The organism is Bradyrhizobium sp. USDA3516 (assembly GCF_057651995.1).
Genome location: NZ_JBYGYN010000004.1, coordinates 50,942 through 76,443, shown reverse-complemented (window position 1 = coordinate 76,443; position 25,502 = coordinate 50,942). Strand labels below are relative to the sequence as shown.

Below are 25,502 nucleotides of genomic sequence, written 5' to 3'. Positions count from 1 at the left end.
TCAGCCGCCCTCGCCTTCCTTCTCCGCCTGCGCGAGCTCGGCCAGCGCGAGATCGCCGGTATCGGCGAGGCGCGCCTTGGCGGTCTCGTGGACGTGGTCCGCGAGCGTCGGCATGCGCGCGATCAGCGCATGAAAATCCTGGGCATCGAGCACGAGCAGCCGGCTCTTGCGCGTCGCCGTCACCGTGCCGCTGCGCTTGGTCTTATGCAGCAGTGCGATCTCGCCGAAGAAGGTGCCGTCGGCGAGGCGCACATGCTGGTTCGGCAGCGCGATCTCGACCTCGCCGGCGGTGATGAAATACATCGACGAGGCGACATCGCCTCGCCGCACCAGGATCTCGCCCTGCTCGATGGTGCGCGCCCTGAGCAGGCGCATGATGTCGGCGATCTCCGCGGCTGAGAGGTGCGCGAACAGCGGCACCCGCGCCAGCATGCCCCAGGTGACGACGAAATCGCGCCGCTTCACCTCTTCGGCGAACGCCGAGGAGATGATCGCGACCGGCAGCGCGATCATGGCAAAGCCCGCGATGATCGCGAAGGTCGAGACGAACTTGCCGAGCGGCGTCACCGGCACGACGTCGCCATAGCCGACGGTGCCGAGCGTCACGATCGCCCACCACATCGCCTGCGGGATGGTGCCGAGCTTGTCCGGCTGCACGTCGCGCTCGATGGCGTAGAGCAGCGAGGCGAAGGTCAGCACCGCGCCGATCAGGATGACCACGCAGCCGATCAGCGCGCGCCGCTCGGCATGGACGGCGGCGAGCAGCGAGCGCATCGCCGGGGAATAGCGGATCAGCTTGAAGAACGGCAGCACGCCGAGCGCCGCCAGCGTCGCGTGCTCTCCGGTGGCGAGCACGATCGCCGCAGGCAGGAACGCCATGAGATCGATGATGCCCAGCGCCGAGACGGCATAGGAGAGCCGGTCGGACAGCGCCGATCCCTTGCGCTGGGTATGCCCCGCCACCGTCCACAGCCGCGCCGCATATTCCAGCGCGAACACGATCACGGACAGGATGGTGATGCCCGCGAATAGCGCGCCGAACCGCGCGTCGAGCTCCGGCACCGAGGCGAGGATCATCGCGGCGACGTTGAGCACGATGACGCCGATGATGAGCTGGATGAAGCGCGACCCGACCGAATAGGCCAGGGGATCGTGCTCCAGCAGGTCGTAGAGGCGATCCCGAAGATCGGGATCGCGAAGCCCACGTCCGCGCGGAACGGGGCGCATGGCGATTTTACGCGCTCGCCATGGCTTTTTCGATCGCGCTCAGAGCCTCGGACGCCTTGGCGCCATCGGGGCCGCCGGCCTGGGCCATGTCGGGCCGGCCGCCGCCGCCCTTGCCGCCGAGCGCCTCGGAGGCGATGCGGACCAGATTGACGGCGTTGAAGCGCGCGGTGAGGTCCTGGGTGACGCCGACCACGATTCCGGCCTTGCCGTCCTCGGTGACGCCGACGATGGCGACGACGCCCGAGCCGATCTGCTTCTTGCCGTCGTCGGCGAGGCTCTTGAGATCCTTCATCTCGATGCCTTCGACCGCACGCGCCATCAGCTTGACGCCGCCGGCCTCGCGCACGCTTGAGGCTGCGCCGTTGCCGGCGGAGGCACCGCCGCCCATCGCCAGCTTCTTGCGGGCGTCGGAGAGCTCGCGTTCGAGCTTCTTGCTCTGCTCCATCAGTGCGGCGATGCGCGCCGGGACGTCGTCGAGCGAGGTGCGCAGTTCGTTCGCTGCGGTTTTCGCCAGCGCCATGGTGTCGTTGGCATGTCTTCGGGCGTAGTTGCCCGTCAGCGCCTCGATGCGGCGCACGCCGGAGGCGACTGCGCTTTCGCTCGTGACCGTGATCAGGCCGATATCGCCGGTGCGCTTCACATGGGTGCCGCCGCAGAGCTCGACCGACCAGCCGAGCGCATTGGCGCCGCGCTCGCGCGCGGTCCTGCCCATCGAAACGACGCGGACCTCATCGCCATATTTCTCACCGAACAGCGCGCGCGCCCCGGCCTCGCGGGCCTCATCCACGCCCATGACGCGCGTGGTGACCTCGTCGTTCTCCAGCACCACGTCGTTGGCGATGTCCTCGACCCGGGCGAGCTCTTCCGGAGTGATCGGCTTCGGATGCACGAAGTCGAAGCGCAGCCGGTCCGGCGCGACCATCGAGCCGCGCTGGGCAATGTGATCGCCGAGCACCTGGCGCAGCGCCTCGTGGATGATGTGGGTCGCAGAGTGATGGGCGCGGATGGTCGAGCGGCGTGCGTGATCCACCTCGAGCTGCAGCGCGCTGCCGAGCTTGACTTCGCCGCTCTCGACCGTGCCGATGTGGACGAAGAGATCGCCGAGCTTCTTCTGCGTATCGGTGACGCGGACCTTGATGCCGCCCTCGCCCGAGAGCACGCCGGTGTCGCCGACCTGACCGCCGGACTCCGCATAGAACGGCGTCTGGTTCAGCAGAAGCGCGCCCGTCTCGCCGGCCTTGAGGCTGGTGACTTCAGTGCCGTCCTTGACCAGCGCCGAGACCACGCCTTCGGCGCTCTCGGTCTCGTAGCCCAGGAATTCGGTGGCGCCGAGCTTCTCGCGCAGCGGGAACCAGATCGCCTCGGACGCCGCCTCACCGGAGCCCTTCCAGGACTCGCGCGCCTTGGCCTTCTGACGCTCCATCGCGTCGGTGAACGCCGCCTGATCGACGCCGATGCCGCGCGACTTCAGCGCGTCCTGCGTCAGGTCGAGCGGGAAGCCGTAGGTATCATACAGCGTGAAGGCGACGTCGCCGTCGAACATGTCGCCTTTCTTCAGGCCCGCGCTCTTCTCGTCCAGGATCGCCAAGCCACGCGAAAGAGTCTTGCGGAAGCGGGTCTCCTCCAGCCGCAGCGTCTCCTCGATCAGCTTTTCCGCGCGCATCAATTCCGGATAGGCCTGACCCATCTCGCGCACCAGCGCCCAGACCAGCCGATGCATCAGCGGCTCTTTCGCCCCTAACAGCTGCGCATGGCGCATGGCGCGGCGCATGATCCGGCGCAGCACATAGCCGCGGCCCTCGTTCGAGGGCAGCACGCCGTCGGAGACCAAAAAGGCCGAGGAGCGCAAGTGATCGGCGATGACGCGGAATGAGGCGACGTTCTCCTCGTTCGGGCCGCTGCCGAGCGCGGACGCGGCCGCGTCGATCAGGTTCTTGAACAGGTCGGTCTCGAACACGCTCTCGACGCCCTGGAGGATGCAGGCCATGCGCTCCAGGCCCATGCCGGTGTCGATCGAGGGACGCGGCAGGCCGACGCGCTCCTCCTTCGTCACCTGCTCGTATTGCATGAACACGAGATTCCAGAATTCGAGGAAGCGGTCGCCGTCCTCTTCCGGCGAGCCGGGAGGACCGCCCCAGATGTGCTCGCCGCGGTCGATGAAGATCTCCGAGCACGGGCCGCACGGCCCGGTGTCGCCCATCGCCCAGAAATTGTCCGAGGTCGGGATGCGGATGATGCGGTCCTCGGAGAAGCCGGCGATCTTCTTCCACAGCCCCGCCGCCTCGTCGTCGGTGTGGTAGACGGTGACGAGCAGCTTGTCCTTCTTCAGCCCGAACTCGCTCGTGATCAGCTTCCAGGCGAGCTCGATCGCGCGCTCCTTGAAGTAATCGCCGAACGAGAAATTGCCGAGCATCTCGAAGAAGGTGAGATGGCGCGCGGTGTAGCCGACATTGTCGAGGTCGTTGTGCTTGCCGCCGGCGCGCACGCATTTCTGCGAGGTGGTGGCGCGCTGATAGGGCCGCTTCTCGACGCCGGTGAAGACGTTCTTGAACTGCACCATGCCGGCATTGGTGAACATCAACGTCGGATCGTTGCGCGGCACGAGTGGCGAAGACGGCACGATCTCGTGGCCGTTCTCGGCAAAGAAGTTCAGAAAGGTCGACCTGATCTCGTTGACGCCACTCATGTTCATCCAGTCGGGTGTGCTAGAGCATGATCCGGAAAAGTGCGAAGCGGTTTTCCGGAAAGATCATGCTCAAACAAAGAACTAAAGCGCGATGACGCATCGTGCTTTAGGGCCCGCTTTTCGCCGTCCAAACCGGACCGTTAAGGCTGATATCTGCGGGCCAAAGCGCTTTTAGACAAGGCCAGCTTCGCTGTCCAGAAACTGTGCAAGGAGATCAGAGGGTTGCCGCAGGCGCGCAATCCCGTTGGATAGGGCGCGCGGACGCGTTGACAGGCTTGGCTCCGCTGTGGTCTCTACCCATCTGTATCGTACGGCCACGTCGGGAGAGACCGGCTACCTGGTAGCCGGCGCCGAAGGAGCAACCGCCCCGGAAACTCTCAGGCAAAAGGACCGCGTGGCTTTGACAGCATCTGGAAAGAGGCGCCGACGGGTTTAAGACCCGGACAGCGTCCGCCGACGGGATAATACTCTCAGGCACAGCGACAGATGGGGCTTCGACTGGTGTCCATCGGGGAATCCTCCCCGGGGAACCGCCGAGGGCCCTCAAGATGCTAGCGCACGACCAAGACTCCCTGAAACGTACCCCCCTTTACGACCTCCATGTGTCCTTAGGGGGCAAGATGGTGCCGTTCGCGGGCTACGACATGCCCGTGCAGTACCCCGCGGGCGTGCTGAAAGAGCACCTTCATACCCGCACCAAGGCGGGCCTGTTCGACGTCTCCCACATGGGTCAGCTCGCGCTCCGGCCGAAATCCGGGACGGTCGAGGACGCCGCCCGCGCGCTGGAGCGGCTTGTGCCGCAGGACATCGTGGCGATCGCCGCGGGGCGGCAGCGCTATGCCCAGTTCACCAATGACGACGGCGGCATTCTCGACGACCTCATGGTCGCCAATTTCGGCGATCACCTGTTCCTGGTCGTCAACGCCGCCTGCAAGGCCGCGGACGAGGCGCATCTGCGCGCCAATTTGTCCGACGCCTGCGTGATCGACCAGCTTGCCGACCGCGCGCTGATCGCGCTGCAGGGTCCGAAGGCGGAAGCTGTGCTGGCGAAATTCTGTGCAGAGGCGCCTGGCATGAAGTTTATGGACGCCGGCCCGCATGAGGTCGCGGGCATCAAGTGCTTCGTCTCGCGCTCCGGCTACACCGGCGAGGACGGCTTCGAGATCTCGGTTCCGTCGGGCGATGCCGAACGGCTCGCAAAAATACTGCTGGCAGATCCCGACGTGCTCCCGATTGGCCTCGGGGCCCGCGACAGCCTGCGGCTGGAAGCCGGGCTCTGCCTGTACGGCCACGACATCGACACTGCGACCACGCCGGTCGAGGCCGCGCTGGAATGGTCGGTGCAGAAGAGCCGCCGTAGCGGCGGTGCACGCGCTGGCGGTTTCCCCGGCGCAAAGACGATCCTCGCTCATTTCGACCAAGGCGCATCCCGCCGCCGCGTCGGCCTACGCGCGCTGGGCCGCGCGCCGGTGCGCGAGGGCGCGCTGCTGTTTGCGAATGAGGCGGGCGGCGAGCCGATCGGACAAGTCACCTCGGGCGGTTTCGGCCCCAGCCTGAATGCGCCGGTTGCCATGGGCTACGTGCCCACCGCGTCGAGCGCGCTTGGCACAACACTCTTCGCCGAGGTGCGCGGCCAGCGACTGCCCTTGCAGGTCGCCGCCATGCCCTTCGTGAAAAACACCTACAAACGCTGAGGACGAGACAATGACCACGACGCTGTACACTTCCGACCATGAATGGCTCGCCATCGACGGCGATGTCGCGACCGTCGGCATTACCGATTACGCGCAGCAGCAGCTCGGTGACGTCGTGTTCGTCGAGCTGCCCAAGGTCGGCCGGAGCTTGAAGAAGGCCGAAGCCGCCGCCGTCGTCGAGTCGGTCAAGGCCGCCTCCGACGTCTACGCGCCCGTGACCGGCGAAGTGCTCGAGACCAACGCCGAGCTCGCGGCCGAGCCGGCGCTGGTGAACTCGGATGCGCAAGGCAAGGCCTGGTTCTTCAAGATCAGGATGACCGACAGAAGCGAGCTCGGCGGCCTCATGGATGAAGCCGCCTACAAGGCGCATACGGCGTGAGATGACACGCGATCTTTCCACGGTCGTCATGGCCGGGCTTGTCCCGGCCATCCACGGCCTTGTCACGGGACGAAGAACGTGGATGCCCGGGACAAGCCCGGGCATGACGGCGAAGATAGAAGCCTTTTAGCGAGGACCCATGATGACCGCGCACCGCAAGTCCAACGGCGACACCGCCACCTCTTTCGTCCGCCGCCACATCGGCCCCTCCCCGCGCGACGTTACCGCGATGCTGGAGGCGGTCGGCGCCAAGAGCGTCGACGCGCTGATGGCGGAGACGCTGCCGGCATCGATCCGGCAGGCCGCCCCGCTCGATCTCGGCAAGCCGCTCAGCGAGACCGAGGCGATCGCGCACATGGCCGAGCTTGCAGGCCAGAACCAGGTCTTCACCTCGCTGATCGGCCAAGGCTATTCCGGCACGATCCTGCCCGCGGTGATCCAGCGCAACATCCTGGAGAGCCCGGCCTGGTACACGGCCTATACGCCCTATCAGCCCGAGATCAGCCAGGGCCGGCTGGAGGCGCTGCTTAACTTCCAGACCATGATCTGCGACCTCACCGGGCTCGACGTTGCCAACGCCTCGCTGCTCGATGAAGCCACCGCGGCGGCCGAAGCCATGGCGCTGGCCGAGCGCCACTCGCAGGTCAAGGCCAAGGCCTTCTTCGTCGACAAGGACGTGCATCCGCAGACGCTTGCGGTGATGCGCACCCGCGCCGAGCCACTGGGCTGGACTCTCGTCGTCGGCGATCCCCTCACCGATCTCGACAAGGCCGACGTGCTCGGCGCGCTGCTGCAATACCCCGGTTCTTCCGGTGCGTTGCGCGACCTCAGGCCCGCGATCGCGGCGCTGAAGGCCAAGGGCGCGCTCGCGATTCTCGCCGCCGACCTGCTGGCGCTGACGCTGCTCGCCTCGCCCGGCGAGCTCGGCGCCGACATTGCCATCGGCTCGGCGCAGCGCTTCGGCGTGCCGATGGGCTATGGCGGCCCGCATGCCGCCTATATGGCCGTGCGCGATGCGCTGAAGCGCTCGCTGCCCGGCCGCATCGTCGGCCTCTCCGTGGATTCGCGCGGAATGCCGGCCTATCGCCTCGCGCTGCAGACCCGCGAGCAGCACATCCGCCGCGAGAAGGCGACCTCCAACATCTGCACCGCGCAGGTGCTGCTCGCCGTGATCGCCTCGATGTATGCGGTCTATCACGGCCCCGATGGCCTGACGCAGATCGCACGCAACGTGCATCGCCGTGCCGCCGTGCTCGCGGCCGGCTTGCGCAAGCTCGGCTTTGCGCTCGCCAGCGAAAACTTCTTCGACACGCTCAGCGTCGAGGCCGGCGGCAAGCGCGAGGAGATCGTCGCGCGCGCTTTGGCCGAGAAGATCAATCTCGGCATCGGTGATGCCGCGCTTCGCATCGCGCTCGACGAGACCACGACGCCGGCGACGGTCGAAGCGGTCTGGCGCGCCTTCGGCGGCACGCTCGCCTATGCCGAGATCGAGGCCGAGACGCGCGAGGCGCTGCCGGACGCATTGAAGCGCGCCACGGCGTTCCTGACCCATCCCGTGTTCCATGCGCATCGCTCGGAGACCGAGATGCTGCGCTACATGCGCAAGCTCAGTGACCGCGACCTCGCGCTCGACCGCGCCATGATCCCGCTGGGATCCTGCACCATGAAGCTGAACGCGACCACCGAGATGATGCCGCTGACCTGGCCGGAATTCGGCTCGCTGCACCCGTTCGCCCCGCGCGAGCAGGCACGCGGCTATCACGCGCTGTTCGCACGGCTGGAAAAATGGCTGTGCGACATCACCGGCTATGACGCGATCTCGCTGCAGCCGAACTCGGGCGCACAGGGCGAATACGCCGGGCTGCTCGCGATCCGGGGCTATCATGCGGCGCGCGGGCAAAGCCATCGCAGGATCTGCCTGATCCCCTCCTCCGCCCACGGCACCAATCCGGCCTCGGCTGCGATGGTCGGGATGGACGTCGTGGTGGTCGCTTGCGAGAAGAACGGCGACGTCGACGTCAATGACCTCCGCGCCAAGGCCGAGAAGCATGCGAACGACCTCGCCGCAATCATGATCACCTATCCCTCGACCCACGGCGTGTTCGAGGAGCACATTCGCGAGATCTGCGACATCGTCCACTCCCATGGCGGCCAGGTGTATCTGGACGGCGCCAACCTCAATGCCCAGGTCGGCCTCTCGCGCCCTGGCGATTACGGCGCCGATGTCAGCCATCTCAATTTGCACAAGACCTTCTGCATTCCGCATGGCGGCGGCGGCCCCGGCATGGGTCCGATCGGCGTCAAGGCGCATCTCGCGCCCTTCCTGCCCGGCCATCCCGCCACCAAGGCCGATGCTCCGGTCGGCCCGGTCTCGGCCGCGCCGTTCGGGTCGGCGTCGATCCTCACGATCTCCTACATCTACATCCTGATGATGGGCGGCGAAGGCCTGAAGCGCGCCACCGAGATCGCGATCCTCAACGCCAATTACATCGCAGCGCGCCTCGATCCGCATTTCCCCGTGCTCTACAAGAACGCGAAGGGCCGCGTCGCCCATGAGTGCATCGTCGATCCCCGTCCGCTGAAGACGACCAGCGGCGTCACCGTCGACGACATCGCAAAACGCCTGATCGATTACGGTTTCCACGCCCCGACCATGAGCTTCCCGGTGCCGGGCACGCTGATGATCGAGCCGACCGAGTCGGAGTCGAAAGCCGAGCTGGACCGTTTTTGCGATGCCATGATCGCGATCCGGAAGGAGATCGCGGAGGTCGAGGCCGGCCGCTTCAAGATCGAGGCTTCGCCCTTGCGCCACGCCCCGCACACCGTGCACGACATCGCCGACGACGATTGGAAGCGCGCCTACACCCGCAGCGAAGGCTGCTTCCCCGCCGGCGTCTCGCGCACCGACAAATACTGGAGCCCCGTGGGGCGCGTCGACAACGTCTACGGCGACCGCAACCTGGTGTGCTCCTGTCCGCCGGTGAGCGATTACGCGGAAGCTGCGGAGTAAAGACGCGACGGGACGTCTCGTAGCCTCGTAGGGTGGGCAAAGCGCAAGCGTGCCCACCACCTCTCGCGAAGTTGGAAGATGGTGGGCACGGCGCAAGTGCGCCTTTGCCCACCCTACAACACCGAATGCGCCGCTAGGGCGCAATCAACAACCGGCTTTCGCGATCCCACCGCCACAACCGGTCATAGGTGAGAAGCGTGCCGCCCCACCAACGTCGAATCGGATTGTGGCGACGGAAATCTTCGCGGCCTTCCAGAACCGCTTTGCCAAATTCAGTCAGCGACAACCGGCTCCGACGATAGGCGGCGCTGCGACCTCGCGCATCGTGCGGGGCGAGCGTCGCGAGTTTCGGATCGAGACCTGCGACCGCCGGCATCGGGCCCGACGCAAGCCCTTCGAGCAACGGACCCAGCTCCCACTGGTCGAACACGCGCGTTTCGAGCAGCCCGCCCGGCTGAAACAGTTCTTTTGTACGGTTGTGCCCCCTTGCAATCAGCTCGATAAGCCGCGCCTCCGTCGCGCCCAATCCAGTGATTGGCGACGGCAGTTCAGCTAGCAATGCTTCCAGAGCCGGCTTCAGGAAAGGTAGCCTGGGCAAATCCCTTGTCAGCAACCCAAAGCAAAGTTCAGGCGTCGGCGCCCGATACGCTTACCAGGCCATGTTGGCTATCTCGAAGTCGCACTCTGCGATCTCCGATTCCCGCACCGTACGATCGCGAAGTTGCGGGCCGTCCGCTTCGCGCAGATCGAAATTGACCCGTCGCAGTCTCAGACAATCGGTGATCGATGGATGGGACCGCAGATAGTCCAGGATCCAGATCAATTGCAATTGACTGTTAGGCTCAGGGTCGAACCACAGCTCGATGAGCTCGACGCCATAGGTCTCGCAAAACCGAACCAGGCCAGTCTCCTTGTGCGCGAGACCGGTCTGAGGCAACCGGCCAACAAGATCGGACCACCGCACCTCGGGATCGCCCCTGTAATAGCCTCCCGTAAGATAGTCCTCGAGGTGGTGCGACGTAGGCAACGGCCCGCAAACGAACCGAAAGATCAACGGGACGACCATGTCAGCACGACCGGCGTGGGCAAGACCGACGCCGGAGGAACTGGTCAGGATCACACGCTTCATCGTCGACGCACCCTCACGCAAAAACGAAACGGGCACCGAAGACGTCGGCAACTCAACGTCCTCAGTGCCCGCTCCTCGCGAAAACTTTCCGCGGAAAGGCTTACTCGTCCGCCGGCTCCTCGCCGTCGGCGTCGCGCTCGGGCGTGCCGGCGAGGATCTGCTCGGCGATCAGGCCGGAATTCTGGCGGATCGCGGTCTCGATCTTGGCGGTGATGTCGGGGTTGCCCTTCAGGAACGCCTTGGCGTTCTCGCGGCCCTGGCCGAGGCGCTGGCTGTCATAGGAGAACCAGGCGCCGGACTTCTCGACGATGCCGGCCTTGACGCCGAGATCGAGGATCTCGCCCATCTTGGAGACGCCCTCGCCATACATGATGTCGAACTCGACCTGCTTGAACGGCGGGGCCAGCTTGTTCTTGACCACCTTGACGCGCGTGGTGTTGCCGACCACCTCGTCGCGCTCCTTGATCGCGCCGATGCGGCGGATGTCGAGACGGACGGAGGCGTAGAATTTCAGCGCATTGCCGCCGGTGGTGGTCTCCGGCGAGCCGTACATCACGCCGATCTTCATGCGGATCTGGTTGATGAAGATCACCATGGTGTTGGACTTGTTGATGGAGGCGGTCAGCTTGCGCAGCGCCTGGCTCATCAACCGCGCTTGAAGTCCCGGCAGCGCATCGCCCATCTCGCCCTCGAGCTCGGCCTTCGGCACCAGCGCCGCGACCGAATCGATCACCATCACGTCGACCGCACCCGAACGCACCAGCGTGTCGCAGATTTCCAGCGCCTGCTCGCCGGTGTCGGGCTGCGAGATCAGCAGTTCGTCGATGTTGACGCCGAGCTTGCGGGCATAGACCGGATCGAGCGCGTGCTCGGCGTCGATGAAGGCGCAGATGCCGCCCTTCTTCTGCGCTTCCGCCACCGTATGCAGCGCCAGCGTGGTCTTGCCGGAGGATTCCGGCCCGTAGATCTCGACGATGCGTCCCTTGGGCAGGCCGCCGATGCCGAGCGCGATATCGAGCCCGAGCGAGCCGGAGGACACCGCCTCGATGTCCATGGAGCGGTCGTTCTTGCCGAGCTTCATCACCGAGCCCTTGCCGAACTGCCGCTCGATCTGGGAGAGCGCGGCGGCCAGAGCTTTACTCTTGTCCATGGAGGATCCTTCGACGATACGCAGGGCAGTTGCGGACATTGGGTCGTGCTCCTTATGGCGAGGATTCGCGTGAGGGACAAACGGTTGCGAGGCAGCTCGGCGATAAAAGCAATGTACTCTATTTGTTCTAGGTTCGCAATATGTTCTTTCGCGGATTTTGGTACTGTCCGTATTTGACCCCAAGTGTCCGAATTTGATTTTCGCCTTGTCCTAATTCGCTTTTGATATGGGAACTGATTGTCCACTTTGGTACTTAGGAACCTCGCGCCGCAACGAGGTGAGTCGTGTCCGAGACAAGGGAAGCTGAGCCATCGTCGCCCCGGCCCCCGCAGCCGGGACCACCATGTCCGAAGTGCAAAATGCCTTCGCGCTACACCACGTCCATCCTTGACATTAAGCAGGATCGATTGGTGCCGATCTATCGGTGCTACGAATGCCGCGAAGAGGTTTGGATGTAAGGCCGCCTCAGTTGGCGACCTCTCCGTCGGGTGGGGCGAGTCTCAGCCGCTCAATTTCGTCCGCGAGAAACAAGTCGGGCTGTGCAGGCGGGAAGGCTTGTCAAAATAGTGTCTCAAAGAACCTCCATTGCCCGTTCGGTGTGGCTCTTAGCAGGGTAGTGACTGCGGTACATGCGGATTACCCACGTCTTCCGTTAAGAATTGGAAGTGCTTCCGCTCTCGCCGCTTCGTTACTGGGTCCGTTGGATTCTTCGCAGGCGTCCTAATTAGGCCAGTACCCGGATTGTCTTTCCAATTTGGTCACGACACCCACGGACTGGCCCCGCCAACTTCATCGAACCATGGCGGAGCCTCCCCCGTTATCCGGCCATGCACCGCCTATGGTATTTCGTGGCCTTCCTCGCCGTCACCGTAACCTCGTTCGGTGCCTTGGTGGCTTTTGACAGGTTCCTGGGATGACCGGAGGTCGCCGGGATCGGTGGCCTCTGTGGTTGAAGTCGCCCCGGGGTCTGACAGACCAGCCATGCCGGATCGTCAGGCAGCCGCATCGCCCTGCGTGCACAACTGAACAGACGCGGATCCATTTCCGGATCCTAATGCATCGTCACCGCGCGGACCGTGACCCCCATCGGTGATGAGACCGCTCAGCTCGCGCTCCCGCCTCCTCGCACGGAAAAAGCGCGCCATGTTCAAGCGACGACGTTTCAAGCAGCAACTGACCCTTCAGGACCGGCTCTCGGCATGGGTGACGCAGGTCCGCGAGCAGGCCTCCAGGCTTCCGCCCGGGCCGGAGCGGGACGCGCTGCTGAAGAAGGCCCGTCAGGCCGACGTTGCCAATCATCTGAACGATTGGGCCAAATCGCCGGAGCTTCAGCCACCGAAATAACCGGGCCTGCCCCGATTCCTCGAAGCGAACATGACCACATCAACGACGCGCGGTCGGCGCGCCGTCATGTTTCCGTAATCCTGCTGCACCGAACCTTTTGGCGGTCTCGGGCCTTCTGTGGGGATGGGACCGCAACTTCTGGGGATCTCTGGTCATGACGAACAACGACACGCACCACGATACGCTGAGGCGAAAGCCGCTGCTGGAGGCCGCGCACGAGGAGATGGTGAAGTTCGAGCGCAAGGAGAACGAGTTCCGCAAGAAGGATCGCGAAGAGCGCGCCGCCGAGCTCCATCTGCCGCTGAACGAGATCAAGGTTCATTAGGCGCTGCGCGGACCGGCGCCGGAGCGGCGCCGCGCGACCGCGGATGCGCAAGGTATCTAAATACTACTACTAACCCGTTGGCGAAGCGAGGAAATTGCCAAGCCCCCTACTGTGCATGGGGTTGTTTTGCCACTTTTTGAAAGGCAGGTCGCGCCGGCGCCATCGTGGGACGACCCGGCACGCCAGGTTCTGTCTGCAGCAGCGCTCTTCTACAGCACGGCCAGCAGAACCAGGCCTATCACCAGCACGACGAAGCCAGCCGCCGTCGCGGCGGCGAATGACCGCTCTACGTTATCCATATGATGCCACCCCGTTTCCGGTGCGCCACGTTTCCCCCATGGCTGCGCCGAACGGATGAAAATCTTGCCGACGGGTGTGTCCGCAGTGGTGCGGACGGATGTCGAAATTGGGACCGGTACGGGGCCTGTCTGCGGCCTTTCGCTCGCGCGCCTGCCGGCGGTCCGCCCCGTCAGGCTGTCGTCAGCTCACGCAGCTATGGTCGCCCGGCTATGGTGTTGCAGCCCAGCACCCAGCCTCCAACAACTCTCACCCCGCCTGGCTCTGCCCCGGCGGGGTTTTTTCATGCCTGCCGGCCGGCCCGGGACTCCCGCTCCTCGCGGGTCAGGCGCAGCGAGACCGCGCGAATCGCGGGCGCCGCCAGCAGCACGACCGGCAGCATCGCGGCCCATGCGATCAGCCAGGACACCATCCAGTGCCGCACGAAGAGCATCGGGCTGCCGGCGGGAAAGCTCGCAACTCCCGCCGCGATCAGAGAGGTCAGCCCGGACTGGATGATGCCGAAGACGAAGTGCGAGTAGCGGCGGGGAATACCGAGCATGAAGCGCCCATCCTTGCTTGCCGGGATCAGCAAGCAAGGCACATGCCGTCAGGCTGAAGCGGAACCTGCGCGGGTTGGAACTGCGCTGTGGGACCGCTGGATGCACCCCGGCCGGAGCGCAGGAACTTTGTTCATGGTCGGAGAACCACGGAGGCCGCGGGCGACGTTTTTCTTGTCTGCGGAATATTGCGACGACCAGCTTGTTTGAAGGCACGAGGGGTGAATCGTGGGAGGTGACCATGAATCACAGGGGCGTCGAGTTCACCATCACCAAGACGGCGGTTCCCGGAATCTGGCACTGGCAGTTCCGCATCGGCGAGAAGATCAAGACCGGCCAGACCGAGACCAGGATCGACCTGCTGGCGATCCGGCGCGTGCAGCTGCGCATCGACCGCGAGCTGAAGGCGATCGAGCGCAAGACGGCCTGAACCGCTTCGCGCTCATGCGCCAAAGCGCGGCAAAGAACGCGTCAGTCCGCGCTGGGCAGCCGCCGCATGGTGAATTCGATATCGCCGCCGGGTAATTCGCGCCAGGTCTCGACCTCGCTCATATAGCCGGCCTTGGGATAGCGGGCGAAGAAGGCCTGCGCCCGTTCCCGCGCCGCCGCGCGCGGCAGCGTGAAGGTCTCGCGCAGATAGCCGTCGCCAGCGGGCTGGCCGGGCTTGCCGGCCGTCTTGCGCCGGCGCGCCATCCGCTCGGCGAGATCCCGCGGACGATCGGCCATGTCCTGCCTTCCTTGACGCACTACGCTACGGACAATGTAGGGCGCCGGCCGGACCAAGAGGAGTCCTTCCGAGGAGCGTTGTGGCTCCCCGGAACGGGTCAGTTGGCGGCCGTCCCGCTCTTGGTCTTCTTCGGCGCACTGGTTGCGGCCGACGCCTTCGGCGCCGCCGGCTGCTTCGGCTGTTCGGCGCGCATGCCCCCCCAGGGATCGCTGGATGCCTTGGAATCCGGAATCTTCTTCAGCGTTTCCTTGTAGGCCTTCTCGCGCTCGGCCTCGACGGCCTTCTCCTCCGGAGACTTGGCCGGGGCATCCTGCATCAAATTGATGTTGGGCATTTGCGCGTAGACAGGTCCCGCCAGCACGGCCAGTACCGCGGCCAAACGGAAAAGCTTCATCATCCACTCCTTAAGTCTTCCATGAGGCGCGGGATCGCCCCGCGCCGTGACATCCTCGTCAGCCCGGTCACGACCCGGTGGCCGCTAGGGCCGATCCGATCGGCAGGATTTGGGCGCCTGCAGCCAATCGTCCCAGATCGGACCGCATTTGGTGCACCCGCTCAGCGCGAAACCGAGCAGGCCCATGCAAAAGACGAGGACACAGCGACGCAACATCATCCACCCCTACCCAAGCGAGGCATCATATCGGGCCAAGTCAGGCATTTTCAAGCCGACGTGGCCGGCGCGAGACCGGGTGACTTTGCCTCGCCGATGCGCGCACAATGCGGTGAAACATCCGGCAACACAGGAGAGCGCGACAGCAATGCAAACGCAGCCAGAAGCCGAGTTCGGCCTTGCCGACGCCAGGCGTATCCTCGGCGAGGTCTTTGCGCCCTGGGTCCAGGATCTCAACCTCGCGGTCGAGCGCATCGAGCATGCACAGCCCGCGGACGCCCCGGATTGGCAGCCCGGGGCGCTGTTGCGCATGCCGTTCTCGGAGCGGCTGTGCCGCAATGGCGGCGTGGTCTGCGGCCAGGCGCTGATGGCGCTCGCCGATACCGCGATGGTGATCGCGATCCTCGCGGCCAACCGCGGCTACCGTCCCATGACCACGGTCGATCAGACCACGCATTTCATGCGCGCGGTCGCCGCGTCCGACGTGCTGGCGGATGCGCGCGTGGTGCGGCTCGGGCGCACCATGAGCTTTGGCCGCGTCACGCTGCTCTCGGCCGCGGACGGCAAGCCGGCCGCGATGGTGTCGAGCGCGTTCGCGATGCTGCCGGGGTGAAATGCGCTCTGAGACCAAGAGAGCCGCGCGAAGCGCAAGGCTCGACGCGGCTCTCGATGGAAATCGAGTCGGAAGCGCGCTCGCGCTTCCCGTCATTGCGCCCGCAATGTCACTTGCCGAGGATCTCGTCGGCCGCGGTGACGACGCTGACGGTCGGATTCTTTCCGCAATAGGCGCCGAACTTCTTGGCATTCGCGATGAAGACGTCGGTGTCGATGATCGCGTTGTCCTCGTCGCCCTTGTACCAGCCGTCCATCCAGGTCAGCACGACCGCGATGTTGTCCTCGCCGCTCTCGAGGAACTGCTTGCAGGACATGGTCGAGAGATCCCACTTGGCGGCGTGAGCGGGCAACGAGGCCAGCGAGAGCGCTGCCGCGAACAAAATCGAAAGCGAAGTCTTCATCAATATCTCCATCGGCGCGTCACGCCATAAAGGAAAAGGCTCTTTGGGGAGGCTCTTTGGAGGGGCTCGCCGCTCCAACGTCGTAAACAAAGTCTGAAACGCCGTGCAAGTAGCGCCAGTATTGAGTTTAGTTCAACGTAATTTCCATGCACTATCTTCGCAATCATCGACAGGACTGACTCGGATGATTGAGAAGCGCACATCGCAACGTCACCGTGTTTTCAAGGGCGGAAAGATCACCTTTGAAAACAGCGGCATTGCTTGCACGGTGCGCAACATGTCGGCGGGCGGCGCGGCGATCGACCTCGACACTCCCGTCATGTTGCCGCCATCGGTCACGCTCTCGATCGCGTGCGACGATTTCGTACGGCATTGTCGCACAGTTTGGCGCAGCGACAAGCGCGTCGGCCTCGCTTTCATGCGATAGCGGGCGCGATGTGAACGAAGGTTCGCATCGCGTGCACATCACGATCACGATTGGCTCGCAATCACGCAACGACCGCGAGCGATGATGAGACCGCAACCTCGATCGGCTCGGCGCCGGCCCTGCGCCTGCGCCGAGGCGGTCCTCAGCGCCGACACTGCGGCCGCAATGGCCAGAAGCCGCATGTCAGCAATCCCCCGCCTATGGGGTACAAACCAGCCCGCAATCGCGGAATAGCAATGTCGCTGGTTCCAGGACTTCAGCAAATCTTGATCGGCCGCGACTTCGTCGGATCGCAATCGTGCCTATCTGTTGGCCCGCAGGGGACCTTCACGGATGTTGCGGATCATTGCTCATGCGGCGCTGCTTTTCGCCGCGCTTGCGCTCGGTGCCTGCGGCTTTGCCGACAGCCGCGCACCGGTGCCCGAATTCATGCGCATGAAGGAGGCCGAGCAGCCGCCGCCGGAGGCGCCGCCCGACGTCAAGCACGTGGTGCGCGAGCAGATCGACGTGGTCTTTGTTGCAACCTCCTATCCGCGCGAGGTTCACGTCGCCCCGCCGCATCGTGAACTGCGAGGACCGGGCTGGACCGCGTGCGTCCGCGCGCAGCTCACCTCGGCGACCGGTACGTCGCTCGGCGCCCAGACCTACATCGTGACGATCAACGCCGGCAAGGTCGTGGACCGCCGGCGCGCCGACGCCGACGACATCTGCGGGACGGAGACCTACGAGCCGATCTAGGAAACCGCCTAGGTTCCGGGAAAAACCTGTAGATGACCCGGAACGATCCACCGCCTCCCCTTCTTGTTACCGCCGAGGGCAGTTTCGAGGAGGACATGATGAGGACGTTGACTATTGCGCTGGTGGCTGGCGTGGGTGCCTTGGCCGCCGCCTCGGGGGCCAAGGCTTCCGATATCTATATGACCAGCGAATACACCAATCCGGATCTCGTGCAGCAGGTGCGACTCGTCTGCGACGAAGACGGCCGCTGCTATCGCACGCGCGGCGGGTCGCGCGTGATCGTGCGCGATTCCTACAATTCCATGCCGCGCGACCGCTACTATGAGCGCCGGACCTATCATCGCCACTACGATGACGGCCCGCGCGCCGGCGTCGGCATTCGCGCGCCCGGCGTCAGCGTCGGCGTGGGCGTCGATGACCGCTGGTGAGCGATGAAGGCTTGATGGTCGGGACCGGACGAGATTGTTCGCCCGGCCCGTGACCTCAGGTTTCGAGTGGATCGGCCGGCGTGACGAAACGCGTCAATGACGGCAGGTGAGCGATGAAGCGGGCGAGCGCCATGCCGGCGCACATCGCCACGACGAAGATGACGGCCGAGAGCGAGCCAAATCCGAGCGCGGTCAGTGCCGGCCCCGGGCAAAAGCCCACCAATCCCCAGCCGATCCCGAAGATCGCCGGACCAGCGACGATCCTGGGATCGATGTCTCGCCGCGTCGGCAGATGGAATCGATCGGCGAAGAGCGGACGCGCGAGCTTCAGGACGCGGCTGAAGCCGACGAAGGTCACCGCCACCGCCCCCGCCATGACGAAGGCAAGGCTCGCATCCCATGTCCCTGCCGGAATGCCGCCGACGTCCAGGAAGTTCAGCACTTTCGCTGGGTCTGACATTCCGGAGACGATGAGGCCGAGGCCGAAGATCAGCCCGATCGCGAATTGAACCAGGATTGCCATCGCCATCAGCTCCAGTGCCGCATCACGAACACGGTCGCCATGCCGGCGGCCATGAAGGTGATGGTCGCAACCAGGGAGCGCCCCGACAGCCGCGACAGGCCGCAAACGCCGTGGCCGGAGGTGCAGCCGCTGCCCCACACCGAACCGAAACCGGTCAACAGCCCGCCGATGATCAGAAGCGCCGGCCCCGCCGCGATCGTCTGTGCCGGCAGGTCTCCCGTGGCGAGCCGCACTAGTATGGGCGCGGCGACGAGACCGGCGACGAAGGCGAGGCGCCCGGCGAATTCGCGGTCTTCATAGGGCGGAAACAGCCGCGCGGCGATGCCGCTGACGCCGGCGATCCGCCCCGTTGCCCACATCAGCAGAACGGCGGCAAGCCCGATCATCGCTCCGCCAGCGAGGGACGCGATCGGCGTAAAAGACGTCGTGACCATGGGCCTCTCCTGATCGAGAACGCCCTTGCGCAGGGCGCAAATACCATGGCCGCCCTATCCCAGCATCTCGGAAAGATGCGCGCATTGAGCCTGGTCAAACCGAGGCGGGGCGGCCGAACGATATACTACAGCATCGCGAGCCCGGAAGTCCGCGCAGTGCTGGAGAGTCTGTACCGTCCCTTCTGCGCCGGCAAGTCGGACTCTCGCCTTCGCAAGACGCGGGGAGCACTGCCATGACCGACGACACCTTCATCGAGGGACCTCTCTACGAGAAACGGAAGAAGGTCTATCCGCAGTCGGTCCATGGCCCTTTCCGCCGCATCAAATGGGCGATCCTGTGCGTCACGCTCGGAACCTATTACCTGCTGCCGTTCGTGCGCTGGAATCGCGGACCCGGCCTGCCCGACCAGGCCGTGCTGATCGACTTCCCGCATCGGCGCTTCTACTTCTTCTTCATCGAGCTGTGGCCGCAAGAGGTCTATTATTTCACCGGCCTCCTCATCATCGCGGCGATGATTCTGTTCCTGATGAACGCGGTCGCCGGACGGCTTTGGTGCGGCTACATGTGCCCGCAGACGGTGTGGACCGACCTGTTCTATGCGGTCGAGCGTTGGGTCGAGGGCGACCGGCGCGAGCGCATGCAGGGCGACAAGCGCTACTGGACGTTCGACCATCTTCGCAAGGTCGCGCTCAAGCACTTCCTCTGGATCATGATCGCCTGGTGGACCGGCGGCGCCTGGGTGCTCTATTTCTCCGACGCGCCGACGCTGGTGAAGGAGCTCGCCACCTTCCAGGCCCCGTTCATCGCCTATCTCTGGATCGGCATCCTCACCGCCACGACCTATGTCTTCGCCGGTCATGCCCGTGAACAGATGTGCATCTACATGTGCCCGTGGCCGCGCATCCAGGCGGCGCTGACCGACGAATGGGCGCTCAACGTCACCTATCGGCGTGACCGCGGCGAGCCGCGCATGTCGGTGAAGAAGGCAGATGCCGCCCGCGCCCATGGCGACCCCGCCGGCGATTGCCTCGACTGCCATCAGTGCATCAATGTCTGCCCGACCGGCGTCGACATCCGCCACGGCATCCAGCTCGGTTGCATCCAGTGCGGCCTGTGCATCGACGCCTGCGACAACGTCATGCGCGAGATCGGCCGGCCTCAGGGCCTGATCGGCTACGACACCGACATCAACATGCAGCGCCGGCGCGAGGGCAAGCCGCCGGTCTACCGCATCATCCGTCCGCGCACGCTGATCTATGCCGCGGCCATCGCCATGGTGGGCAGCATCATGCTCTACACCCTCGCCACCCGCGCGACGATGGACGTCAACGTGCTGCACGAGCGCAACCCCCTCTTCGTCAAGCTTTCGGACGGCGGCGTGCGCAACGATTACACCGTGCGCATCCTCAACAAGGGTGCACAGCGATCGTTTGCGCTCGACGTCTCCGGTCTGCCGGGCGCGACCATTCGCGTCGCTGGCATCGAGGCGGGCCCGGGCGGTAAGCCCATCATCGAGGTCGGGCAGGATCAAACCCGCGAGGTCAGGCTGTCGGTCCAGGCCGGGCCCAGCGACCTGCCGAAGACCTCCCGCGACGTCGAGATCACCATCACCGATACAGCCAGCGGCGGCCGCGCGAGCGCCCGCGATCATTTCGTGCCGGACTAGCCACGGTTCCACGAGGTCAAGCCGCGGTGAGATGCTGAATGGAATGTTAACACTACCGCTCGAATTGCAGCGGCGTGCCAACGGTATTTTCCAATCTTTGCGCTAAGCATGACCGGTGGCGCGGGCTCAGCTCGCGCGAACGGGGGACGACGGGACGTGGTCGACATCGCGCATCAGGCTGCGATCAATCCGGCATCGGCCAGTGATGTCGCGATGGCGCGCGCGCCTGTCCCGCTTGCCGCAATCGATACCTGCCAATGGCGCGCGCTGGCGCAGCGGGCGATCGAGCCCAACGGATACTACCTGCCCGCCTGGGAGCTCGCCGTCAGCGCAACGGCGCGCGGTCGCACGGATGCCTCGGCGCTGGCGGCATTTGACGATCCTTCGGCCCGCCTGATCGGCCTGATGCCGGTGGTCTCACTCTGGCGCGCCCTGAAGATTCCCCTGCCCGCTTTGGTGAGCGCGCATCCCTATGGCACGCTGTGCAGCCCGCTGCTCGACCGCGACGCTCCGCTCGAAGCCGCCGCGCTTCTATTGCAGCAGGCGCGCGAGGCCGGCGCGCATGCGCTCGTGCTGACCGACGTCGCGCTCGACGGCGGGGCCATGACATCACTCAAGCAGGTACTTGAGCGCGACCGCCTGAAGCCGAGAATCCTGAGCTCCTACATCCGCGCCAGCCTCGATGCAACGCAGGATGGAGAGACGCTGTTGCGCGAGGCGCTCGGCGCCAAGAAGCTCAAGGAGCTGCGGCGCCAGCGTCATCGTCTCGAGCAGCACGGCCCCGTCGTGTTCGAGGTCGCGCGCAGCGCCGACGAGATCGGGCGTGCGCTCGAAAGCTTCCTGCAGCTCGAGGCCAGCGGCTGGAAGGGCAAGCGCGGCACCGCGCTGGTTCAGCACGCGGGCGACGCGAGCTTCATCCGCCGCGCGGTTCCCGCGCTGGCGGAGACCGCGCAGTGCGAGATCGTCACGCTTCACGCCGGCACGACGCCGATTGCCGCCGGCATCGTGCTGCGCCATCAAGACCGCGCCTTCTTCTTCAAGCTCGGCATCGACGAGCGCTTTGCAAAATATTCGCCGGGCGTGCAGCTCACGCTGGACCTCACCCGCCATCTCTGCGCCGACCCCACCATCGCCAGCGCGGACTCGACGGCGAATGCCGATCACCCCATGATCAACCCGATCTGGCGCGGACGCCTCGCGATCGGCGATGTGCTGATCCCGCTGCGGCGGCACGATCCGGTCGTGGCGCTCATTCAGGGAGCGGTTGCAGCCCACGGCGCCGCATACGCGGCGGCGCGGCGCGCAGTTCATTTGATGAGGAAGTGAGACTATAGGTCCTCTTCCGATAGCTCCGCCATCTTGACGAGATGACGCAGGAGCCCCGTTCTTAGAGGCTTGTTGCCATGGATGGGAACGGAGAGCCGAACGATGCTGCCCGACTTGCCGTAGATGTGATGACTGCCGCTGACGCGAAGTAAGTTCCAGCCGTGTCGTTCGACAATTCGCGCGAACTCCCGACCAGAGAGCGACTTCACGTCGTCAATTCCAAAATCCGCTCGATGCCACCCGGCTCCGGCGGCGCTATTTCGACCGACAGACATCCTTCGATCGCATCGCGAAGATTCGCCATGAGCTCATCCATGGTATCGCCTTCCGTGGCGCAGCCAGGGATCGCTGGAACTTCGGCCCAGAAGCCTCCCTCTTCTGCCTCGTGTACGACGATCCTGATCTTCATAGTGCCCTCGCGTCCCGAATAGTCGCCCAAGCCGCCGACAATTTCAATCTCCGCTGCCTACTCCGCCGCCTGCGCGTTGATCTCCGCCGAGACCTGGCGGATGGCGCGGGCGAGCAGATTTGGATCCTGCGCGCCGGAGACAGCGTACTTCTGCGCAAAGACATAGGTCGGCACGCCGGAGATGCCCTTCTCGGCGGCTTCCTGCGCGTCGGCCGAGACGCGCGCGACGTCCTCGTCGGTGGCGAGGCGCTTGCGCACGTCGTCGGCGTCGAGGCCGATGTCGGCGGCCGCCTGCACCAGCACGTTCACATCGGTGAGATCGCCGCCATCGCGGAAGTACAGCTCCATCAGGCGCTGCTTCATCTCGGGCGCCTTGCCGATCGCGTCCGCCCACAGGATCAGGCGGTGGCAGTCGGTCGTGTTTGGCTGGCGCGCGACCAGCTCGGGCTTGTAGACGAGCCCCTCCTCGCTCGCGGCCGCGACGACGCGTCCCGCGATGCCCTTATAGGCTTCGACCGAGCCGAACTTCTGGGTGAGATAGGCCTCGCGGCTGATGCCCTCGCGCGGCACCCAGGGGTTGAGGAAGAAGGGACGGAAATTGAGCTTGACCGGAACGTCGGGCACCAGCGCCAGCGCGCTCTCGATGCGATGCTTGCCGATATAGCACCAGGGGCAGACCACGTCGGAGACGACGTCGATCTGGAGCGGTTTCAGCGTGCTCATGTCAGGCGCCTCCTTCGGGCACTTCGAGGGTCCGCCCGAACATAGGCCGAACCGAGGGCGGCGCAAGGCACCCGCCCTGCATGGCTCACGACTTCACCTCTGCGGTTATTGTGACCGGTCCTGTGCGCCCCGATACTTGCGGCCACGATCAAGCCCCCAGGAGAGTGCGATGACCGCCGTTTTCAAGCCGGAAGGCGATCTGTTCCGGGCCACCGAGCATGCCGGCGGGCCGTGGTCGCCGGACATGCTGCAGGGAAGCGCCACCACCGCGCTGATGGCCCGCGAGGTCGAGCGCCTCGCCGCCAGATCCGGCTTTGCTGTGCGGCGCCTGACCTTCGATCTCTGGCGGCCGGCGGGCCTGCGCCCGTTCAGGACGGTCACCGAGCTGCTGCGCGACGGTCGCAAGGCCAAGACGCTGCAGGTGCGGCTGATGGATGGCGAGACCGAGATCGGCCGCTGCACGGCGCTGCTGACGGCGCCGAGCGGCGAGACGCCCGTCGATCCGTTCGCGAGGCCTGTGACCGTCGACAAGGGGCCCGAGGCCGGCAGCCCGCCGCCCGCCTTTGCGCAGAAATGGAGCCGCTATTTCCAGAACGTGTCGGTGCGGCTCATCGAGGGCGCCCTGGAGAAGCCGGGCCCGGCGGCGGCCTGGATGCGGCTCGATGCGCCGCTGGTCGAGGGCGAGCCGAACACGCCGCTCCTCCAGGCGGTGCAGGCGGCGGATTTCTCCAGCGGCGTCGCGCAGATCGTCGACATGCGCCAATGGACCTTCATCAACCCGGAGATCAGCCTCTATTTCTTCCGTCCGCCCGAGGGTGAATGGATCCTGATCCGCGCCGCGACGCGCGTCGGCGCCCGTGGCGCGGGCCTTACCACGGCGACACTGAGTGATCGCAACGGTCCGTTCGCGGAGGTGATGCAGGCCATGAGCTTCGAACGGCGCGAGGCCGCGCAGGCTCAGACGTCCTGAGCAGCCAGCGCGACCAGGGCGGCCTCGGAGGCGGCATCAGCAGGCATGAACATCTCGACGCGAAGCTCCTGCAGCGTCACGTCCTGCGGCGTGCCGAGCGTCAGCACTGCACCGATCAATCCAATGCCGACATCGCCCTTGCGCAGCCGCACCTCGCAGAGCGGCCCCGGGGCGGCGTTGTCCTCGGTCGCCGCAGGCAGCTGCGGCAGCCGCATCAATTCGCGCCAGGTCGATTGCAGGGCCTCGTCGAGCGGCGCGGCCATGGCTTCGTGCCGCGCCCGCGCCAGCAGCGCGGCCGCAACGATCGGCCAGTTCTCGACGAACGGCTTGAGCTCGTCGGGAGCGAGGAACATGCGCATGTGGTTGAGCGGCCGCTGCATGCGTAGAGGGCCAAGCAGCATGGTCATCAGGCGCGAGGCGGCCCGATTGGCCTGCATTACGTTCCAGCGCCGGTCGGTGACGATCGCCGGGAACGGCTCGTGACGGAGAAGCAGAAGATCGATGGCACGCCGCGCCTCGGCAAGCTCCGGCGCCGACAGATCGCGCTCGCCATATTGCCGCGCGAAGCCGCCGGATTCGAGCAGCGCATTGCGATCGCGCAGCGACAGATCGAGCGCGGACGCGAGCTGCAGCAGGATGTCCCGGCTGGCCGCCGCCTTCCCGGTCTCGACATAGCTCAGATGCTTGATCGAGATGCCGGCCTCGAACGCCAGCTCCGCCTGGCTCAATGCACGGCGACTGCGCCAGCCGCGCAGGAGGTCGCCGACGGGATTGGCCGGCCGCAATCGCCGGAACGCGCGTGTGTCCATCCGCCGATTATGCGAGCGCTGCTCCGTCCTGTAAACGCCGCTATCGGAGCTCGGCCGCCATCTGCTTCAGCCGCTCGGCAGTGCGTTCGTCCGCCGGAAAGAACGTCTCCAGCGCCAGCTCCGACAGGGTGATGTCGACCGGCGTGCCGAACACCATGGTGGTGGAGAAGAAGCTGAGGATCTCTCCGCCGAGCCGCAGCTTGAACGGGATCGCGACGTTGTCGGGTGGCAGCGGCGCCGCGCGCGCCGGAATCGGATAGCTCTTCAGATCGTTGTAGAGCTTGATCAGCTCCGGATCGGCCGTCGCCTCGCACTGCCGATGCAGCCGCTCCAGGAGATGCCCGCACCATTCGGCGAGATTGACCGTGCGCGGCGCCAGCGCCTCGGGATGGAAGGCGAGCCTGAGCACGTTGACGGGCTGGCCGAGCAGATGCTGCGGGATGCCATCGAGCAACGGCGCCACCATGCGGTTGGCGGAGACCAGGTTCCAGTGCCGGTCCACCGCGAGCGCCGGATTGGGCTCATGCGCTTTCAAGACGAGGTCGATCGCCTGACGGGCTGATTTCAAGGCGGGATCCTCCAGCGGGCGCTGCGGAAAGGCCGGCGCGAAACCGGCTGCGACCAGCAGCACGTTGCGTTCGCGCAAGGGCACGTCGAGCCGCTCGGCGAGCCTGAGCACCATGTCGCGCGACGGCGCGGCGCGGCCGGTCTCGACGAAGCTCAAATGCCGCGCCGAGATTTCGGCTTCGCCGGCGAGATCGAGCTGGCTCATGCGGCGGCGCTGCCGCCATTCGCGCAAATGGTCGCCGATATGGACCGGCTGGCTGCGTTCGGTGCGTGCGGTGGAAGCGTGTGCGTTCATGGTCAAAAGCTAGCACGCGGATTTAGGCGCTTCCATTACCAGCGAGGTAATCG

29 protein-coding genes, 1 pseudogene and 1 riboswitch are annotated in these 25,502 nt (G+C 65.4%); of the genes and pseudogenes, 14 read left to right on the top strand and 16 right to left on the bottom strand.

The genetic code is table 11. The annotated features are described in order from the left end of the window. The gene (locus tag AC24YW_RS14545; RefSeq protein ID WP_487483391.1) at positions 1-1,227 is read right to left on the bottom strand and encodes a cyclic nucleotide-gated ion channel; all 1,227 of its coding nucleotides are present in this window, start codon (positions 1,225-1,227) and stop codon (positions 1-3) included. 7 nt (positions 1,228-1,234) lie between these two features. After that, a complete protein-coding gene (alaS, locus tag AC24YW_RS14540) occupies positions 1,235-3,913 on the bottom strand; it encodes an alanine--tRNA ligase (protein WP_487483390.1) in 2,679 nt (892 codons plus the stop codon). A gap of 310 nt (positions 3,914-4,223) precedes the next feature. Next, a riboswitch (glycine riboswitch) is annotated at positions 4,224-4,315 on the top strand. A gap of 146 nt (positions 4,316-4,461) precedes the next feature. On the opposite strand from alaS, the gene gcvT reads away from it, so the two are divergent. The 3 genes from gcvT to gcvP all read left to right on the top strand — a co-directional run bounded on the left by gcvT (position 4,462) and on the right by gcvP (position 8,996). Beyond that, positions 4,462-5,607, top strand: coding sequence for a glycine cleavage system aminomethyltransferase GcvT (gcvT, locus tag AC24YW_RS14535; protein WP_487483389.1), 1,146 nt, complete (start codon positions 4,462-4,464; stop codon positions 5,605-5,607). A gap of 10 nt (positions 5,608-5,617) precedes the next feature. Beyond that, positions 5,618-5,986 (top strand): glycine cleavage system protein GcvH, encoded by a 369-nt coding sequence (gene gcvH / locus AC24YW_RS14530; RefSeq protein ID WP_487483388.1) that lies wholly within the window; start codon positions 5,618-5,620, stop codon positions 5,984-5,986. Positions 5,987-6,128: 142 nt separating this feature from the next. Further along, a complete protein-coding gene (gcvP, locus tag AC24YW_RS14525) occupies positions 6,129-8,996 on the top strand; it encodes an aminomethyl-transferring glycine dehydrogenase (RefSeq protein WP_487483799.1) in 2,868 nt (955 codons plus the stop codon). Between the two features lie 133 nt (positions 8,997-9,129). Here gcvP and AC24YW_RS14520 read toward each other — a convergent pair whose 3' ends face one another. The 3 genes from AC24YW_RS14520 to recA form a co-directional block, all read right to left on the bottom strand. Continuing rightward, positions 9,130-9,594: a hypothetical protein gene (locus AC24YW_RS14520; RefSeq protein WP_487483387.1), complete on the bottom strand. Its 465-nt coding sequence runs from the start codon at positions 9,592-9,594 to the stop codon at positions 9,130-9,132. A gap of 51 nt (positions 9,595-9,645) precedes the next feature. After that, on the bottom strand, positions 9,646-10,125 hold the full coding sequence (locus AC24YW_RS14515) for a hypothetical protein (protein ID WP_487483386.1): 480 nt from the start codon (positions 10,123-10,125) through the stop codon (positions 9,646-9,648). A 100-nt stretch (positions 10,126-10,225) separates the two neighbouring features. Beyond that, positions 10,226-11,314: a recombinase RecA gene (gene recA / locus AC24YW_RS14510; RefSeq protein ID WP_487483385.1), complete on the bottom strand. Its 1,089-nt coding sequence runs from the start codon at positions 11,312-11,314 to the stop codon at positions 10,226-10,228. A 1,104-nt stretch (positions 11,315-12,418) separates the two neighbouring features. On the opposite strand from recA, the gene AC24YW_RS14505 reads away from it, so the two are divergent. Both AC24YW_RS14505 and AC24YW_RS14500 read left to right on the top strand, forming a co-directional pair. Further along, positions 12,419-12,619, top strand: a complete 201-nt coding sequence (locus AC24YW_RS14505) for a hypothetical protein (protein WP_487483384.1) — start codon at positions 12,419-12,421, stop codon at positions 12,617-12,619. Positions 12,620-12,773: 154 nt separating this feature from the next. Then, positions 12,774-12,944: a hypothetical protein gene (locus tag AC24YW_RS14500; RefSeq protein WP_487483383.1), complete on the top strand. Its 171-nt coding sequence runs from the start codon at positions 12,774-12,776 to the stop codon at positions 12,942-12,944. Between the two features lie 580 nt (positions 12,945-13,524). Here the strand turns inward: AC24YW_RS14500 and AC24YW_RS14495 are convergent. After that, positions 13,525-13,782, bottom strand: a complete 258-nt coding sequence (locus AC24YW_RS14495) for a DUF2798 domain-containing protein (protein WP_487483382.1) — start codon at positions 13,780-13,782, stop codon at positions 13,525-13,527. A 239-nt stretch (positions 13,783-14,021) separates the two neighbouring features. Here AC24YW_RS14495 and AC24YW_RS14490 point away from each other — a divergent pair, with 239 nt between their 5' ends. Then, the gene (locus tag AC24YW_RS14490) at positions 14,022-14,210 is read left to right on the top strand and encodes a hypothetical protein (protein ID WP_487483381.1); all 189 of its coding nucleotides are present in this window, start codon (positions 14,022-14,024) and stop codon (positions 14,208-14,210) included. Positions 14,211-14,251: 41 nt separating this feature from the next. Here AC24YW_RS14490 and AC24YW_RS14485 read toward each other — a convergent pair whose 3' ends face one another. Beyond that, entirely contained in the window at positions 14,252-14,506 is a 255-nt protein-coding gene (locus tag AC24YW_RS14485) for a hypothetical protein (RefSeq protein WP_487483380.1), read from the bottom strand. 98 nt (positions 14,507-14,604) lie between these two features. After that, on the bottom strand, positions 14,605-14,901 hold the full coding sequence (locus AC24YW_RS14480; protein ID WP_487483379.1) for a hypothetical protein: 297 nt from the start codon (positions 14,899-14,901) through the stop codon (positions 14,605-14,607). A gap of 364 nt (positions 14,902-15,265) precedes the next feature. Here AC24YW_RS14480 and AC24YW_RS14475 point away from each other — a divergent pair, with 364 nt between their 5' ends. Continuing rightward, positions 15,266-15,730 (top strand): PaaI family thioesterase, encoded by a 465-nt coding sequence (locus AC24YW_RS14475; RefSeq protein ID WP_487483378.1) that lies wholly within the window; start codon positions 15,266-15,268, stop codon positions 15,728-15,730. Between the two features lie 109 nt (positions 15,731-15,839). Here AC24YW_RS14475 and AC24YW_RS14470 read toward each other — a convergent pair whose 3' ends face one another. Next, entirely contained in the window at positions 15,840-16,133 is a 294-nt protein-coding gene (locus AC24YW_RS14470) for an HdeA family protein (protein WP_487483377.1), read from the bottom strand. Positions 16,134-16,317: 184 nt separating this feature from the next. Between AC24YW_RS14470 and AC24YW_RS14465 the strand changes: the two genes are divergently transcribed. The 3 genes from AC24YW_RS14465 to AC24YW_RS14455 all read left to right on the top strand — a co-directional run bounded on the left by AC24YW_RS14465 (position 16,318) and on the right by AC24YW_RS14455 (position 17,726). Then, on the top strand, positions 16,318-16,560 hold the full coding sequence (locus AC24YW_RS14465) for a PilZ domain-containing protein (RefSeq protein WP_487483376.1): 243 nt from the start codon (positions 16,318-16,320) through the stop codon (positions 16,558-16,560). A gap of 333 nt (positions 16,561-16,893) precedes the next feature. Further along, positions 16,894-17,298 carry a hypothetical protein gene (locus AC24YW_RS14460; RefSeq protein ID WP_487483375.1) on the top strand — a complete coding sequence of 135 codons (405 nt, stop codon included), beginning with the start codon at positions 16,894-16,896 and terminating at the stop codon, positions 17,296-17,298. A gap of 95 nt (positions 17,299-17,393) precedes the next feature. Next, positions 17,394-17,726 (top strand): hypothetical protein, encoded by a 333-nt coding sequence (locus AC24YW_RS14455; RefSeq protein WP_487483374.1) that lies wholly within the window; start codon positions 17,394-17,396, stop codon positions 17,724-17,726. A gap of 55 nt (positions 17,727-17,781) precedes the next feature. Here the strand turns inward: AC24YW_RS14455 and AC24YW_RS14450 are convergent, their stop codons facing one another. Both AC24YW_RS14450 and AC24YW_RS14445 read right to left on the bottom strand, forming a co-directional pair. Continuing rightward, complete coding sequence (locus AC24YW_RS14450) at positions 17,782-18,249, bottom strand: DUF6691 family protein (protein ID WP_487483373.1); 468 nt, start codon at positions 18,247-18,249, stop codon at positions 17,782-17,784. Between the two features lie 5 nt (positions 18,250-18,254). After that, positions 18,255-18,683 carry a YeeE/YedE family protein gene (locus tag AC24YW_RS14445; RefSeq protein ID WP_487483372.1) on the bottom strand — a complete coding sequence of 143 codons (429 nt, stop codon included), beginning with the start codon at positions 18,681-18,683 and terminating at the stop codon, positions 18,255-18,257. A gap of 48 nt (positions 18,684-18,731) precedes the next feature. On the opposite strand from AC24YW_RS14445, the pseudogene AC24YW_RS14440 reads away from it, so the two are divergent. The 3 genes and pseudogenes from AC24YW_RS14440 to AC24YW_RS14430 form a co-directional block, all read left to right on the top strand. Beyond that, positions 18,732-18,920: pseudogene (locus AC24YW_RS14440) on the top strand (ArsR/SmtB family transcription factor); the annotation flags it as partial. Beyond that, positions 18,917-20,350 (top strand): cytochrome c oxidase accessory protein CcoG, encoded by a 1,434-nt coding sequence (ccoG, locus tag AC24YW_RS14435; protein ID WP_487483371.1) that lies wholly within the window; start codon positions 18,917-18,919, stop codon positions 20,348-20,350. The pseudogene AC24YW_RS14440 and the gene ccoG, both read left to right, overlap by 4 nt. A gap of 156 nt (positions 20,351-20,506) precedes the next feature. Then, entirely contained in the window at positions 20,507-21,676 is a 1,170-nt protein-coding gene (locus AC24YW_RS14430) for a GNAT family N-acetyltransferase (RefSeq protein WP_487483370.1), read from the top strand. A gap of 2 nt (positions 21,677-21,678) precedes the next feature. On the opposite strand, the gene AC24YW_RS14425 is transcribed toward AC24YW_RS14430, so the two are convergent. The 3 genes from AC24YW_RS14425 to AC24YW_RS14415 are packed head-to-tail and all read right to left on the bottom strand — an operon-like array spanning position 21,679 to position 22,808. Then, positions 21,679-21,951, bottom strand: a complete 273-nt coding sequence (locus AC24YW_RS14425) for a type II toxin-antitoxin system HicA family toxin (RefSeq protein ID WP_487483369.1) — start codon at positions 21,949-21,951, stop codon at positions 21,679-21,681. Continuing rightward, positions 21,882-22,085: a type II toxin-antitoxin system HicB family antitoxin gene (locus tag AC24YW_RS14420; protein ID WP_487483368.1), complete on the bottom strand. Its 204-nt coding sequence runs from the start codon at positions 22,083-22,085 to the stop codon at positions 21,882-21,884. The genes AC24YW_RS14425 and AC24YW_RS14420 overlap by 70 nt, the downstream gene beginning before the upstream one ends. A 57-nt stretch (positions 22,086-22,142) precedes the next feature. Further along, positions 22,143-22,808: a DsbA family oxidoreductase gene (locus AC24YW_RS14415; RefSeq protein ID WP_487483367.1), complete on the bottom strand. Its 666-nt coding sequence runs from the start codon at positions 22,806-22,808 to the stop codon at positions 22,143-22,145. A 169-nt stretch (positions 22,809-22,977) separates the two neighbouring features. On the opposite strand from AC24YW_RS14415, the gene AC24YW_RS14410 reads away from it, so the two are divergent. Continuing rightward, positions 22,978-23,778: a thioesterase family protein gene (locus AC24YW_RS14410; protein ID WP_487483366.1), complete on the top strand. Its 801-nt coding sequence runs from the start codon at positions 22,978-22,980 to the stop codon at positions 23,776-23,778. Here the strand turns inward: AC24YW_RS14410 and AC24YW_RS14405 are convergent. Together AC24YW_RS14405 and AC24YW_RS14400 are read right to left on the bottom strand one after the other, a co-directional pair. Continuing rightward, positions 23,766-24,587 carry a helix-turn-helix domain-containing protein gene (locus AC24YW_RS14405; protein ID WP_487483365.1) on the bottom strand — a complete coding sequence of 274 codons (822 nt, stop codon included), beginning with the start codon at positions 24,585-24,587 and terminating at the stop codon, positions 23,766-23,768. The genes AC24YW_RS14410 and AC24YW_RS14405 overlap by 13 nt on opposite strands. A 40-nt stretch (positions 24,588-24,627) precedes the next feature. After that, entirely contained in the window at positions 24,628-25,449 is an 822-nt protein-coding gene (locus tag AC24YW_RS14400) for a helix-turn-helix domain-containing protein (RefSeq protein WP_487483364.1), read from the bottom strand. Between the last annotated feature and the right edge of the window lie 53 nt (positions 25,450-25,502).